We start from the raw sequence: 13287 nt of genomic DNA on the forward strand, positions 1-13287 counted from the left end.
TATCCGGCCCGGCCTGCGGACGTCGCCGTCGCCAGGTGGCGACGTCCCAAGGTGCGTACACCAGGCGGCCCATCCGGGGGGCACACACTCGGGTGGCCCGTGAGTGTCCAGGAGGACAACGCCGTATGGCCAAGATGATCGCGTTCGACGAAGAGGCGCGCCGCGGCCTCGAGCGGGGCATGAACCAGCTCGCCGACGCCGTGAAGGTGACCCTCGGCCCCAAGGGCCGCAACGTCGTGCTCGAGAAGAAGTGGGGTGCCCCCACCATCACCAACGATGGTGTGAGCATTGCCAAGGAGATCGAGCTCGAGGACCCGTACGAGAAGATCGGCGCCGAGCTGGTCAAGGAGGTCGCGAAGAAGACCGACGACGTCGCCGGTGACGGCACGACGACGGCGACCGTCCTGGCCCAGGCCCTGGTTCGCGAGGGCCTGCGCAATGTGGCCGCCGGCGCCAACCCGATGGCCCTGAAGCGGGGCATCGAGGCGGCCGTGGCCAGCGTCTCGGAGGAGCTGCTCAAGCTCGCCAAGGACGTGGAGACCAAGGAGCAGATCGCCTCCACCGCCTCCATCTCCGCCGGTGACACCAGCGTCGGCGAGATCATCGCCGAGGCGATGGACAAGGTGGGCAAGGAAGGCGTCATCACCGTCGAGGAGAGCAACACCTTCGGCCTGGAGCTGGAGCTCACCGAGGGTATGCGCTTCGACAAGGGCTACATCTCCGCGTACTTCATGACCGACCCGGAGCGTATGGAGGCCGTCTTCGACGACCCGTACCTCCTGATCGTCAACAGCAAGATCTCGTCGGTGAAGGACCTGCTCCCGATCCTGGAGAAGGTCATGCAGTCGGGCAAGCCGCTGCTGATCATCGCCGAGGACATCGAGGGCGAGGCCCTGGCCACCCTGGTGGTCAACAAGGTCCGGGGCACCTTCAAGTCGGTCGCCGTCAAGGCGCCGGGCTTCGGTGACCGCCGCAAGGCCATGCTCGCCGACATCGCCATCCTCACCGGTGGTCAGGTCATCAGCGAGGAGGTCGGCCTCAAGCTCGACGCCGTCGGCCTCGACATGCTGGGCCGCGCCCGCAAGGTCGTGGTGACCAAGGACGAGACCACCATCGTCGACGGCGCCGGCGACGCCGAGCAGATCCAGGGCCGGGTCAACCAGATCCGGGCCGAGATCGAGAAGAGCGACTCCGACTACGACCGGGAGAAGCTGCAGGAGCGCCTGGCCAAGCTGGCCGGCGGTGTTGCGGTGATCAAGGTCGGCGCGGCCACCGAGGTCGAGCTGAAGGAGCGCAAGCACCGCATCGAGGACGCCGTCCGCAACGCGAAGGCCGCCGTCGAGGAGGGCATCGTCCCGGGTGGTGGTGTCGCGCTGGTGCAGGCCGGCAAGACCGCCTTCGACAAGCTGGACCTGGCCGGCGACGAGGCGACCGGTGCCCAGATCGTCAAGATCGCGCTGGACGCCCCGCTGCGGCAGATCGCCGTCAACGCCGGCCTGGAGGGTGGCGTCGTCGTCGAGCACGTCCGCAACCTCAACCCGGGCCACGGCCTCAACGCCGCGACCGGTGAGTACGTCGACCTGCTCGCGTCGGGCATCATCGACCCGGCCAAGGTGACCCGTTCCGCGCTGCAGAACGCGTCGTCGATCGCCGCGCTGTTCCTCACCACCGAGGCCGTCGTGGCGGACAAGCCGGAGAAGACCCCGGCCGCCCCGGCTGGCCCGGGTGGCGGGGAGATGGACTTCTGAGTCCAGCTCCACCAGCACGCCGAACGGGGGCGGGCCGCGTCAGCGGTCCGCCCCCGTTCCGTGTCTCACGTCGGCAGCCGCCGCTGGTTTCGCCGCTTGTGCACCCGCTCGTACGGCGGCGGGATGCGGATCGGCTCGTCCACCAGTTGCAGCGGTTCGTCGCTGGCCGGCTCGTCGATGCCGGCCATCTCCACCAGTTGCTCGGCGTCGCCGTAGTCGAGCCGGTCGAACGGCAGTTGGCCGGAGACCTCGCCGACCGGGTGCCAGCTCGTCGGCTGGTCGTCGGTCCGTTCGTCGTCCGTGGTCATGGCTGCCTCCTTATGACTCGACCGTAGGGGGCGGTCAATGGCCACGGGCCGGAATGGCATTATTAGCGTCTATGCACTTTTCGCCCCATTAGTCATTCCTGTCCACCCAGCGCCTTCCGGTACAGAAAGAAAACCCGCTCGATCCTGGCCCCCGCCGCGCCCGCGTAGAACGGCACCGGACCCACCCAGCCGATCTGCGCCGTGCCGATTCCCGCTACCGCCTGGTCGCGCAGGCAACGCCGGAGCAGCACCCCACCGATGCCCGAGCCCTCGGCCGCCGGGGCCGTACCCATCGGCCCGAACCAGCTCGGCCGGGATGAGCCGTACGCCGCGAACCCGAGAACCTCGCCGTCCCGTTCCGCCAGGTGCGCGCCAGCGCCCGACCGCCCGAGCGAACCGGCCAGCTCGCCGTCCCACGTCCCGCCGAACGTGGACCGGGCGAACGCGGCCAGCGCGGGCAGGTCCGCCGGCTCGGCCCGGCGTACCGTGACGCCCTGGTCGGCCAGCCGGCGCTCGGCGGGCTCGGTCGTACGCACCGCCGGTGCGCCCTCGGCCAGGTCCACGGTCATGTTCCAGGCCGTCCGGTCCTGCCGGTAGCCGAGCCGTAGCGCGAGGCAGACCGCCGGGGTGTACCGCACGTCGATCCCCGGCCAGGCGTAGTACGGCGGGTTCCCGGCGAGCAGCAGTTCGGTCGCGCCCAGCCCGGCGAGCCGCCGTTCCGCCTCGGCCAGCAGGGCCCGCCCGACGCCCCGGCGCCGTTGCGCCGGCGCCACCGCCAGCAGGTCCACGTGGCCGAGCTCGGGGTCCCGTTGGGACCGCGACCCGACCAGCACGCCGATCAGCTCGGTGCCGCGTACCGCGCCGAGCCGCAGCACCGGCCGGTCGGCCGCCGCGCGGGCGGCGAGGGTGTCCACGATGGCCGGCGCCTCGGCCGCGTCCTCGGGCAGGTCGAGGGCCCGCCGGCAGAGGTCGACGATCGCGGGCAGGCGGTTCGGGCCGAGTTCGATGATCTCCGCGTCCATGGTCGCCGACCCTAGGTCATCCGTCCGCCGTCCGGCACCGCCCGACCGGTCCGGGTGCCAACGGCGACCCGGGTGTCAGGAGGGTGATCCGGCGCGCTGCGCGGCGCGGACCGCCGCGTACGCGTCGACCACGCCGGCGCCGACCTCGTCGGCGGGGCCGCCGCAGCGCGCCGCGTCCGGCGGCACCCTGGCCGGCGCGGCGGTGTCGAGCAGGATCCGCCGGGTCCGGGCCAGATCGCCGACGAGTGCCGGGTTCGCCGACCACATCAGCGCCACCACCCCAGCCACCTGCGGCGTCGCCATCGAGGTGCCGTCCAGGGTGGTGTAGCCGCCGCCGGGGTACGCCGACAGCACCCCCGCGCCGGGCGCGACCAGATCCGGCTTGGCGATGCCCGCTCCGGCCGGTCCCCGGCTGGAGAAGCGGGTGAGCTGCCGGGCCCGGTCCACCGCGCCGACCGTCAGCACGTCCGGGTACGGCGCCGGCGGGTCGGACACCGAGCCGCAGTACGGGCCGGAGTTGCCGGCCGCGGCCACCACCAGGATGCCGGCCGCGGCCAGCGCGGCGGTCGCCGGCCGCAGCGCCCCCGGGTCACAACCCTCGATCGGTGGGCAGCCCCACGAGTTGGTCAGCACGTCGGGTGCGCGTTGCGGCCGACCGTCGGTGAACGGGTCCCCGCCCGGCGGGAACGGCGCCAGCATGAACTGGAGGCAGTCGAGATAATGCGCCGGGCTGCCCAGGTTGCGGTCCAGGTTGACGCAGCCGACCCAGTCCGCCCCGGGGGCCACGCCGATCCCGTTCCGGCCCACCGCGCTGCCGATCGTGTGGGTGCCGTGGCCACCTCGGTCGCCGGGCGTGCGGCGGTGCTCCCACGGGTCGTACCAGGAGTCGTCGCCGCCCCGGAAGCCGGCGGCCAGGGCGGGGTGCCGACCGTCCACCCCGGAGTCGGAACTGCCGACCACCACGCCCGTCCCGGTCACCTTCAGCTCCGACCAGACCCGGTCGGCGCCGATCAGGGACACGTTCCAGACCGGACCGGCGGGCGCCGGCTGGTTGCCCCGGGCCGGGGGCGCCGCCGCCGGTAACGGGCGCAGCCGCTGGCTGATCAGCACGCGGCCCACCTCGGGGCGCCCGGACAGCCAGGCCCGTACCGCCGGCCCGCCGTCCGTCTCGATGGCGTTGATCAGGTAGTACGGCGTGGGGTGCAGGCGCAGCCGGGTCAGTTCGCGGCGCAGGTCACCCTGGGTCCGGTCGGCGGTGGCCACCAGCCGCCGGTACACCTCGGCCGCCCGCGCGTCCCGGCCGGCCCGCCCGGGCGCCCCGGCCGGGACGCCGGTCAGGTCGGCCTGTTCGCGCAGCACCACGAGCAGCCGCTCGCCGTACAGGCCGGGTTGGCCGGGGACGACGTAGACCACGGCCACGGCGGCGAGCAGGGCCGCGGCGGCCAGCCCGGCCGCGTTGCGGCGCGGGGCGCGGGCGCGGGGCCGGGCCAGCAGCACCCCGTACCCGATGGCGAGCAGGACCGCGACGACGAACGCGGCGCCGGTCGCGACCGCCACCCAGAACGGGACGTCGCGGCTGGTGGCCAGCAGGACGGTGATCTCCTCCGGGTCGGTGAACGCCAGCGGCCCGAGCAGCGCGAGGCCGACCAGCCAGCGGACCGGGCGGCGGCCGGCCGGCGCGCCGGCCCGCCGGGCCGCGACCTCCAACGCGCCCAGCACGACGCCGAGCGGCGGCAGCACGACCAGCGCCGGCAGTTGCGCCCCGGACTGCCCGGCCCCGGCGGCCAGCAGCACCAGGGTGACCCCGGCGACCAGCCCGCCGACCAGCACCAGCCGGGCCGGCCGGGGCGGTGCGCCGACGGCGAACCGGGCCCAGAAGGCTGCGTCGAGCAGGGCTGCGGCGAGTGCGCCGAGCGCGGCGGCGGCGAGGCCGGCGAGCACCGTTTCCAGCACCCCGCCGAGCGCGCCCACCCACGCCCAGGGCAGCAGCGTGACCAGCCCGGCGGCGACCGCCAGCAGGGTCACCGGGTCCGCCCGCCGGCCGCCCGCCGGCCCACCGCCACGAGGTGGCGCGGGAGCCGAGCCCGGCGGCACGCCGGCCGGGCCAGCCGGGGGGTGCTCCGGGCCGGTCACCACGTCGGGGGGCGTGGCGTCCGCGCGGCGGCGCGCCAGCCGGCCGAGCACCAGCGCGAGCAGGGCCCCGGTGGCGGCCAGCGCGGCCAGGTACGCCTCCTCGTGCACCGGCGGCACCGTCCGCAGCAGGGTCAGCGCGCCGAGCGCCAGCGTCCCGGCGAGCCAGGCGCGGCCGGTGGCCCGGACCGCCGGGGAGCGGGGCAGCAGCGCGAGCGCGAGGGTGGGCGCGCCCACCAGCAGCACGGTGACCAGCACGACCACCGGCCAGGTCAGCACCGCCCGGTGGAGACCCGAGGTGAGCACCACCTGGTCGACCACCCAGCCGGCGACCTGGCCCGGCACGGTCACGAAGACGGCCCAGGCGCCGGTGAGCACGGCGGCGACCACCGGCCAGGGCCCGGACCGACGGGGAGCGGGAACCGGTGGCGGGACCGGGGCTGCGGGGGGACCGAAGACCATGACCATCACCGTACGGCCCGGGCGGCGCGTGCCGCCGTGGCGTGCGGACGGTTACCGTGGACGGGTGCGCGACCCGAACGTGTCCCGATCCGCGGCCGGTCAACTCTCCGCCGAGCGCCGCGCCGACGACCTGCGCCGCCTCCGGGCCGAGCGCTTCGACGTGCTGGTCATCGGCGGTGGGGTGACCGGGTCGGGGGCCGCCCTCGACGCGGCGTCCCGCGGGCTCAAGGTGGCCCTGGTGGAGGCGCGGGACTTCGCCGCCGGCACCTCCAGCCGGTCCAGCAAGCTCATCCACGGCGGCCTGCGCTACCTGGAGCAGTTGGAGTTCCACCTGGTCCACGAGGCGCTGACCGAGCGCGGGCTGCTCGCCACCCGGCTCGCCCCGCACCTGGTACGCCCGGTGCCGATCCTGGTCCCGCTTCCTGCCGAGGGCCGGCTGAGTGACCTGCCCGGGCGCTTCTTCCGCCGGTCGTACTACGGCGCCGGGGTGGCTGCCTACGACGCCTTCGCCGGGCTCTTCGGCGGCGGGCGCGGCATGCCGCTGCACCGGCACCTGACCCGCGAGGGCACCCGTCGGGTCTTCCCGAGCCTGCGCGCCGACAAGCTGGCCGGGGCGATCCGCTACTACGACGGGCAGGTCGACGACGCCCGCCTGGTGGTGACGCTGGCGCGCACGGCGGCCAGCCTCGGGGCGACCGTGGTGACCAGCGCCCAAGCCGTCGGGCTGCTCCGGCAGGCCCGCGAGGTCACCGGGGTCCGGGTCCGCGACCTGGAGGCGCCCGCCGGCTCGCCCGACGCCGAGTTCGAGGTACGCGCCCGCACGGTGATCGCCGCGACCGGGGTGTGGAGCGACGACATGTCGCGGATGCTCGACGACGTCGGGCTGCGCCCCGGCCTGCGGGTCCGGGCCTCGAAGGGCGTGCACCTGGTGGTGCCCCGCTCGGCGATCACCGGCGAGGCCGGGCTGATCCTGCGGACCGCCACCAGCGTGCTCTTCGTCATCCCGTGGGGCGGCCACTGGATCATCGGCACCACGGACACCGACTGGCGGCTGGACCGGTCCCACCCGGCGGCCACCGCCCGGGACATCGACTACCTGCTGGAGCAGGTCAACACCGTGCTGGACCGCCCGCTCACCACCGACGACATCGAGGGCGTGTACGCCGGGCTGCGCCCGCTGCTGGCCGGCGAGGCGGACTCCACCTCGAAGCTCTCGCGCGAGCACGCGGTGGTCGAGCCGATGCTCGGGCTGCTGCTGGTGGCCGGCGGCAAGTACACGACGTACCGGGTGATGGCGTCGGACGTGGTCGACCGGGCGGTGCACCGGCTGGGCGGGACGCGCCCGTCGCGTACGGCCGACCTGCCGCTGCTCGGCGCCGACGGGTACGCGGCGATGTGGCGGGACCGGGCCGACCTGGCCCGCCGGCACGGGGTGCCGGTCGGTGTGGTCGAGCACCTGCTGGAGCGGTACGGCACGCTCACCCTCGACGTGCTGGCCCTGGTCGGTGCCGACCCGCTGCTCGGCTCGCCGCTCGCCGGTGCCCCCGAGTACCTGGCCGCCGAGGTGACCTACGCGGCCCGCGCCGAGGGGGCGCTGCACCTGGAGGACGTGCTGACCCGGCGTACCCGGATCTCCATCGAGACCAGCCACCGCGGCCTGGAGTCGGCGGAGCACGCCGCGGAGCTGATGGGTGCGGTCCTCGGCTGGGACGCGGCGACCCGGGCTCGCGAGGTAGCGGTATACCGGGCCCGGGTGGAGGCCGAGCGGCGGTCGCAGCTGATGCCGGACGACGTGGCCGCCGACGCGGCGCGGCTGGGCGCTCCGGACGTCCGCGGCTTCGCGGCGGACCGGGGCGGCGAGGGCGACGCCGCCGAGTTGCCGTCGTCCTCGCGGTGACCAGCGGGTAACGTCGTTCGGAGGGTATCGGGCGCTACCTACGGAAGTGTAGGTTCCCTCCGTGCTCCGCCCGTCATGGTCGCGCGTTCCGCTCATGTCCGCCGGCGTCCTGCTGGCGACCGCCCTGACCGGTTGCTCGCTGTTCGGCCAGGCCGAGGGCGGCACCAACCCGGGGGCGGGCAACGCGACGGCCGTCGCCGGCGAGTCCCGGCGGGTCTCGCTGATCCAGAAGCTCGGCACCGACGGCCCGGTCCGCACGCTCGAGGTGGACCCGAGCGGGCGGTGGCAGTGCCGGGACTGCGCCGGCGACGGGGTCGACTCCACCGGGTCGCTCAACCCGGAGCAGACGCAGCGGTTGCAGCGGATGCTCGCCGACCCGGCCCTGGCGCAGGAGACCGACCAGGCCCGCCACTACAAGCAGACCTGCATCGACGCGTTGACCTCCACCCTGCTGATCTCGCCGGAGCTGACCATCACCTCGCAGGACTGCCCGGGCGAGGAGAAGCCGCCGGTGGCCAACGAGATCCTGCTGCTGCTCACCCAGACCACCCCGGCCGAGGACAAGGGCTGAGCGTCAGCACACCTTGCCCGGGTTGAACAGGCCGGCCGGGTCCAGCGCCTGCTTGATCGCCTGGTGCACCCGGATGCCGACCGGGCCGATCTCCCGGGCCAGCCAGTCCCGCTTGAGCAGCCCCACGCCGTGCTCGCCCGTGCAGGTGCCGCCGAGGTCCAACCCGAGTCGCATGATCTCGTCGAAGGCCCGCCGGCCGCGCGCCACGCTGGCCGGGTCGGCCCGGTCGACCACGATGTTCGGGTGCATGTTGCCGTCGCCGGCGTGCCCCACCACGCCGATCGGCACGCCGCACTCCCCGGCGATCCGCGCCACCCCGTCGAGCAGGGCCGCGAGCGCGCCGCGCGGCACCGCCACGTCGTCGATGACCAGGCCGCCGTTGCCGCCCGGGAAGGTGTCGGCGGCGAACTTCTCCATCGCCGGATGGGCCAGCCGCCGGGCCTGGAGCAGCGCCGCCGCCTCCGCCGCGTCGGTGGCCGCGTAGACCTCGTCGGCGCCGGCCGCCGTGCACACCTCGGCGAGCCGGGCCAGGTCGTCCGCCGCCCGCCCGCCGGTGTCCACCGCCGCCAGCAGCAGCGCCTGCGCGTCGGTCCGCAACCCCATCGGCCGGTACGCCTCGATGGCCCGCAGATGGGTCTGGTCGAGCAGCTCCAGCAGGCTCGGAGTGAGCCCGCGCTCGGCGATGCCGGCGACCGCCGTGCCGGCCGCCGCCGTGGTGGGGAAGACCGCGACCAGGGTGAGCGACTCCTCGGGTGCCGGCCGCAGCGAGACGGTCACCTCGGTGATCACGCCGAGGGTGCCCTCCGAGCCGACGAAGAGCCGGGTGAGGTCGTACCCGGCGACGCCCTTGGCGGTCCGTCGGCCGGTGCGCAGCACCTCGCCGGAGGCGAGCACCACCTCCAGGCCGAGCACGTACTCCGTCGTCACGCCGTACTTGACGCAGCACATGCCGCCCGCGTTGGTGGCCACGTTGCCGCCGATGGTGGACGACTCCCACGAGCCCGGGTCCGGCGGATACCACAATCCCTGCTTCGCCACCGCGCCGGCCAGCGCCGCGTTGACCACGCCCGGCTGCACCACGGCGATCCGGCTCACCGGGTCGATCTCCAGGATCCGGTCCATCGCCACCGTGCTCAGCAGCAGCGCGCCGTCGACCGCGTTCGCCGCGCCGGCCAGCCCGGTCCGCGCCCCCTGCGGCACCACCGGTACGCCGTGCCGGGCCGCCGCCCGGACCACCGCCACCACCTCCTCGGTGGTGCGCGGACGGACCACCACCAGCGGCGTACCCGCCGCGCAGAGGTCGGCCTCGTCCCGCTCGTGGCTGCGGAGCAGATCCGGGTCGGTCAGCACCGCGGTGTCGCCGAGCGCGGCCCGCAGATCGTCGAGGAGGGGGGTACCGGCCATGCCGGGAAGGCTAAGTCGTGCCGGTCGTGATCATCAACCGGGCGTACCGTTGGTCGCCATGCTGTACCTGGACCGGCCGGTGGTGCCCTCGCAGGGACGGCTCTGGTCGCACCTGATCAGCGACGTCTCGTACGCCGAGCTGCACGCCTTCGCCGAGGCGTTGGGCGCACCCCGCCGCGGCTTCGACCGGGACCACTACGACCTGCCGGCGGAGCGGTTCCCGATGGCCGTCTGGCTCGGCGCCCGGGTGGTCCCTTCCCGGGAACTCGTGCGGCTGCTGCGGGACGCCGGGCTGCGCCGCCCCAAGCACCTCACCCGCCTTCCAGGGCAGCGAGTTCCCGGGTGAGGTTGGCCCGGGCCGGTTCCTCCCAGCGGGCATGCGGCTCGGGGAGGCGGTAGAGGGCGGGCAGGGCCAGCAGGCCGGCCAGCACCGTCGCCCGGCCGGCGCGGAAGGCCGGTTCGGGGACGTGGGCGTACTCGCGCCGGACGGCCGCCGCGTAGCGGTCGTAGCGGTCGGCCGGGGCGGCCAGGATCGCCAGGTCGGCGTCGCACAGCAGTTCCCCGTCGGGGTCGTCCGCCCGCACCACGTGCCCGGCGGTGAGCAGCACCAGCCGGCGTACCTCGGCCACCGCGTCCGCCGGCAGCCCGAGGTCGGCGAGCAGTTCGCCGGCCAGCTCCGCGCTGGCCCGTTCGTTGGCGTCCCCGCCGGCCCGCGGGTCGTAGACGGCGTCGTGGCACCAGGCCGCCAGCCGGACCAGCTCCGGCCGCCGGGCCTGCCCGGCGTACGCGTCGACCACGTCGAGCACCGCCCGCAGGTGCGCCACCGTGTGGTAGTGCCGGTGCGGCTCCCGCCACCCGGCCAGCAGCCGCACCCCGGCTCCCGCCACGGCGGCCGGGTCGACCGCGCCTGCCGCGCGGGCCGCGTCCCGCCACCGCTGCATCAGTTCGTCCACCCGGTGCAGTCTGCCCCACCGCTCGGGACGAGGATTCACCCCGTGAAGGACGGGTAGTCCCGGCCATGGCCGTGGCCCGGGACCGACGACTGCCGTTCCTGCGGCGTAAACGGCTGCGCGAGGGACTGGTCGACGTCGACGGGGCCCGGATCGCCGAGGCGATGGACGAGCTCCGCCACCGGGGCCGGGCCACCTGGCACGACCGGCTGCACCGGGTGCGTACCTCCGCCGGCCTCGCCGTCCAGGCGGGCCTCGCCGCTGCCCTGGCCTACCTGGTCTCCCACCGGCTGCTCAAGAATCCGCAGCCGGTGTTCGCCCCGATCTCCGCGGTGGGCACCCTGGCCGCCTCCGTCGGCCAGCGGTTCCGCCGGACCGTGGAGCTGATCGTCGGGGTGGCGATCGGGGTGTTGCTCGGCGACGGCCTGATCTACGTCCTCGGGACCGGTGCCTGGCAGCTCGGTCTGGTGGTGACCGCGGCGATCCTGCTGAGCATCTTCGCCGGGGCGAGCGTGGCGGTGGTGATCCAGGCGGCGGCCACCGCCGTGCTGATCGTGACGCTCAGCCCGTCCACCAAGAATCTGGAGGTGCCCCGCTTCATCGACGCGGCGGTGGGTGGCGGCATCGCGCTGCTGGTCACCGCGGTCCTGCTGCCGCTGAACCCGTTACGCGTGATCAACCGGGCCGCCCGGCCGGCGTTGAACCTCCTCTCCGACCAGCTCCAGGCCTGCGCGGAGGCGCTGCGCAATCGGGACCGGCACGCGGCGCAGCAGGCGTTGCTCCGGCTTCGGGAGAACAAGGAGGAACTGGCCGCGCTCTCCGAGGCGATCGAGGGCGCCAAGGAGACCGCCACCATCTCGCCGGCCCGCTGGCACCGGCGCAGCGAGCTGACCCACTACGCCGAGGCGGCCGACCCGATCGACCGGGCGATGCGCAACAGCGGCACCCTGATCCGTCGCTCGGTCACCCTGATCGAGGACGAGGAGCCGATCCCCGGGCCGATGCCCGACGCGATCAGCCACCTCGCCGAGTCGGTCCGCCTGCTCCGCCAGGAGTTCGCCGCGGGGGAGGAGCCGCAGAAGGCCCGGGAACGGTCCCTGCGCGCGGTCAGCGAGGCCAGCCGGGCGTACGCCGAGGGGGTGGGTTTCTCTGGCAGCGTGGTGATCGCCCAGATCCGCACCGCGGCGAGCGACCTCATGGTGGCCTCCGGCATCGACCAGGAGGAGGCGAACCGGCTGATCCGGCAGGCCTTCGGCGAGCGGGAGCAGCGGACCGGCGGTCCACCCGACCAGGGCGAATCCCCCAAGCCCCCCACCGCACCCCCCGTCGGCTGACCCCCGCCCCGCGTGTCCCGTTTGACTGCAGCTTCACCGAAAGAGTGGCCATCCGGTAGCGAATAGCCCCGCTTCCCCGTGGCCGATCCGGTGGCGGGCGGCGGTCAGGGGAGGGTGGCGAGCGCGGTGAGGAGGGCGTCGACGTCGGCGGGGGCGGTGCCGAGGCCGAGGCTGGCCCGCAGCGCGGTCGGCGGCAGATCCCGCCGGCCGCTGCGCGCCGCCGCCTCGGCGAGCAGCCGCCGGGCCAGCGGGTGAGCGCAGAAGAGCCCGTCCCGCACCCCGATCCGGTGCGCGTCGGCCAGGTGGGCGGCCACCTCGGCCGAGTCCCGTCCGGCGACCACGAAGGAGACGATGCCCACCCGGGGCGCGTCCGGCCCGAAGGTACGCAGCTCCACCACGTGCGGCAGGGCTGCGATCCCGCTCCGCAGCCGGGTCAGCAGCGCCTGCTCCCGGGCGTGCAGCTCGTCCCGGTCCGCCTCGGTCAGCGCGGCGCAGACCGCTGCGAGGGCCACCGCGCCCAGCAGGTTCGGGGTGCCCGCCTCGTGCCGCGCCGGCCCGTCGGCCCAGCGCACCTCGTGGGTGGCCGCGCCGACGTGGCTGGTGGCCCCACCGCCGACGAGGTACGGCGGGGCCGCGTCCAGCCAGTCAGCGCGCCCGACGAGCACGCCCGCGCCGAACGGGGCGTACAGCTTGTGGCCGGAGAGGGCCAGGTAGTCGACGTCCAGCGCGGCCAGGTCCACCGGGACGTGCGGGGCGAGTTGGGCCGCGTCCACCAGGATCCGGGCGTCGTGCCGGTGGGCCACCCGGGCCAGCTCGGCCACCGGCCAGCATTCCCCGGTCACGTTGCTCGCGCCGGTCACCGCGACCAGCACCGGCAGGCCCGGCCGGGTTCCGGCGCCGACCCGGGCCTGCCCGGCCTGCACACCCGTTCCCGCGCTGCCCCGCCGCAGCTCGGTGAGGGCGGCGTCGAGGGCGCGTACCGCCTCGGCGGGGCTGGCCGGCACCGGCAGCCGGACCGAGCCGCGCGGCCAGGGGAGCAGATTGGCGTGGTGCTCACCGGCGAAGGTGACCACGGTGGTGCCGGCCGGCAGCGCCCGGGCCAGCAGGTTGACCGCGTCGGTGGTGTTCCGGGTGAAGATCACGTGGTCGTCCGGGCGGGCACCGAGGAAGTCCGCGACCGTCTGCCGGGCTCGCTCGTAGGCCAGGGTGCAGCGCCGCGACAGTGCGCCGGCGCCGCGGTGCACGCTCGCGTACCAGGGCAGCAGCTCGGCCACCGCGTCGGCCGCGGCCCGCGCGCACGGCGCGCCGGCGGCATAGTCCAGGTTGATCTCCCCGGGTACGCCGAGCACACCCAGCGGATCCGGCCGGCTCGACGCCGGCAGTGTGGGCAGCGTGGGCAGTGTGGGTACGACGGTGACGGTCATGCCGGAACCTCCCGGGTCCAGGGGACCCCGGGGTGGG

The 13287-nt window shown here is 74.9% G+C and carries 11 protein-coding genes; 5 read left to right on the forward strand and 6 right to left on the reverse strand.

Going from position 1 to position 13287, the window contains the following annotated elements; genetic code table 11:
• The first annotated feature begins 125 nt into the window (after window positions 1–125).
• Window positions 126–1748: a chaperonin GroEL gene (groL, locus tag ACGF4F_RS17405; protein WP_357443403.1), complete on the forward strand. Its 1623-nt coding sequence runs from the start codon at window positions 126–128 to the stop codon at window positions 1746–1748.
• 65 nt (window positions 1749–1813) lie between these two features.
• Here the strand turns inward: groL and ACGF4F_RS17410 are convergent, their stop codons facing one another.
• The 3 genes from ACGF4F_RS17410 to ACGF4F_RS17420 form a co-directional block, all read right to left on the reverse strand.
• On the reverse strand, window positions 1814–2056 hold the full coding sequence (locus ACGF4F_RS17410) for a hypothetical protein (RefSeq protein ID WP_357443405.1): 243 nt from the start codon (window positions 2054–2056) through the stop codon (window positions 1814–1816).
• Between the two features lie 92 nt (window positions 2057–2148).
• Window positions 2149–3078, reverse strand: a complete 930-nt coding sequence (locus tag ACGF4F_RS17415) for a GNAT family N-acetyltransferase (protein ID WP_357443407.1) — start codon at window positions 3076–3078, stop codon at window positions 2149–2151.
• 75 nt (window positions 3079–3153) lie between these two features.
• Window positions 3154–5676, reverse strand: coding sequence for a S8 family serine peptidase (locus ACGF4F_RS17420; RefSeq protein WP_357443409.1), 2523 nt, complete (start codon window positions 5674–5676; stop codon window positions 3154–3156).
• Window positions 5677–5749: 73 nt separating this feature from the next.
• Between ACGF4F_RS17420 and ACGF4F_RS17425 the strand changes: the two genes are divergently transcribed.
• On the forward strand, window positions 5750–7567 hold the full coding sequence (locus tag ACGF4F_RS17425) for a glycerol-3-phosphate dehydrogenase/oxidase (RefSeq protein WP_357443523.1): 1818 nt from the start codon (window positions 5750–5752) through the stop codon (window positions 7565–7567).
• Between the two features lie 94 nt (window positions 7568–7661).
• A complete protein-coding gene (locus tag ACGF4F_RS17430) occupies window positions 7662–8138 on the forward strand; it encodes a hypothetical protein (protein WP_357443411.1) in 477 nt (158 codons plus the stop codon).
• Between the two features lie 3 nt (window positions 8139–8141).
• Here ACGF4F_RS17430 and ACGF4F_RS17435 read toward each other — a convergent pair whose 3' ends face one another.
• The gene (locus tag ACGF4F_RS17435; RefSeq protein WP_357443413.1) at window positions 8142–9542 is read right to left on the reverse strand and encodes an FAD-linked oxidase C-terminal domain-containing protein; all 1401 of its coding nucleotides are present in this window, start codon (window positions 9540–9542) and stop codon (window positions 8142–8144) included.
• A 58-nt stretch (window positions 9543–9600) separates the two neighbouring features.
• On the opposite strand from ACGF4F_RS17435, the gene ACGF4F_RS17440 reads away from it, so the two are divergent.
• Window positions 9601–9888 carry a DUF4031 domain-containing protein gene (locus ACGF4F_RS17440; protein WP_357443415.1) on the forward strand — a complete coding sequence of 96 codons (288 nt, stop codon included), beginning with the start codon at window positions 9601–9603 and terminating at the stop codon, window positions 9886–9888.
• On the opposite strand, the gene ACGF4F_RS17445 is transcribed toward ACGF4F_RS17440, so the two are convergent.
• The gene (locus ACGF4F_RS17445) at window positions 9854–10495 is read right to left on the reverse strand and encodes a metal-dependent phosphohydrolase (protein WP_357443417.1); all 642 of its coding nucleotides are present in this window, start codon (window positions 10493–10495) and stop codon (window positions 9854–9856) included. The genes ACGF4F_RS17440 and ACGF4F_RS17445 overlap by 35 nt on opposite strands.
• A gap of 71 nt (window positions 10496–10566) precedes the next feature.
• Here ACGF4F_RS17445 and ACGF4F_RS17450 point away from each other — a divergent pair, with 71 nt between their 5' ends.
• Window positions 10567–11826, forward strand: coding sequence for an FUSC family protein (locus ACGF4F_RS17450; protein ID WP_357443525.1), 1260 nt, complete (start codon window positions 10567–10569; stop codon window positions 11824–11826).
• A 104-nt stretch (window positions 11827–11930) separates the two neighbouring features.
• Here the strand turns inward: ACGF4F_RS17450 and ACGF4F_RS17455 are convergent, their stop codons facing one another.
• Window positions 11931–13250: an aminotransferase class V-fold PLP-dependent enzyme gene (locus ACGF4F_RS17455; protein WP_393078351.1), complete on the reverse strand. Its 1320-nt coding sequence runs from the start codon at window positions 13248–13250 to the stop codon at window positions 11931–11933.
• Window positions 13251–13287: the final 37 nt, after the last annotated feature.

The sequence above is a fragment of the Micromonospora sp. NPDC047740 genome, from assembly GCF_043204735.1.
In the GTDB taxonomy this organism is placed as follows: domain Bacteria; phylum Actinomycetota; class Actinomycetes; order Mycobacteriales; family Micromonosporaceae; genus Micromonospora.

Coding starts and splice junctions, on each gene's coding strand:
- groL (WP_357443403.1), top strand. CDS start 126: ATGGCCAAGATGATCGCGTTCGACGAAGAGGCGCGCCGCGGCCTCGAG.
- ACGF4F_RS17420 (WP_357443409.1), bottom strand. CDS start 5,676: ATGGTCATGGTCTTCGGTCCCCCCGCAGCCCCGGTCCCGCCACCGGTT.
- ACGF4F_RS17410 (WP_357443405.1), bottom strand. CDS start 2,056: ATGACCACGGACGACGAACGGACCGACGACCAGCCGACGAGCTGGCAC.
- ACGF4F_RS17455 (WP_393078351.1), bottom strand. CDS start 13,250: ATGACCGTCACCGTCGTACCCACACTGCCCACGCTGCCCACACTGCCG.
- ACGF4F_RS17430 (WP_357443411.1), top strand. CDS start 7,662: ATGTCCGCCGGCGTCCTGCTGGCGACCGCCCTGACCGGTTGCTCGCTG.
- ACGF4F_RS17440 (WP_357443415.1), top strand. CDS start 9,601: ATGCTGTACCTGGACCGGCCGGTGGTGCCCTCGCAGGGACGGCTCTGG.
- ACGF4F_RS17415 (WP_357443407.1), bottom strand. CDS start 3,078: ATGGACGCGGAGATCATCGAACTCGGCCCGAACCGCCTGCCCGCGATC.
- ACGF4F_RS17435 (WP_357443413.1), bottom strand. CDS start 9,542: ATGGCCGGTACCCCCCTCCTCGACGATCTGCGGGCCGCGCTCGGCGAC.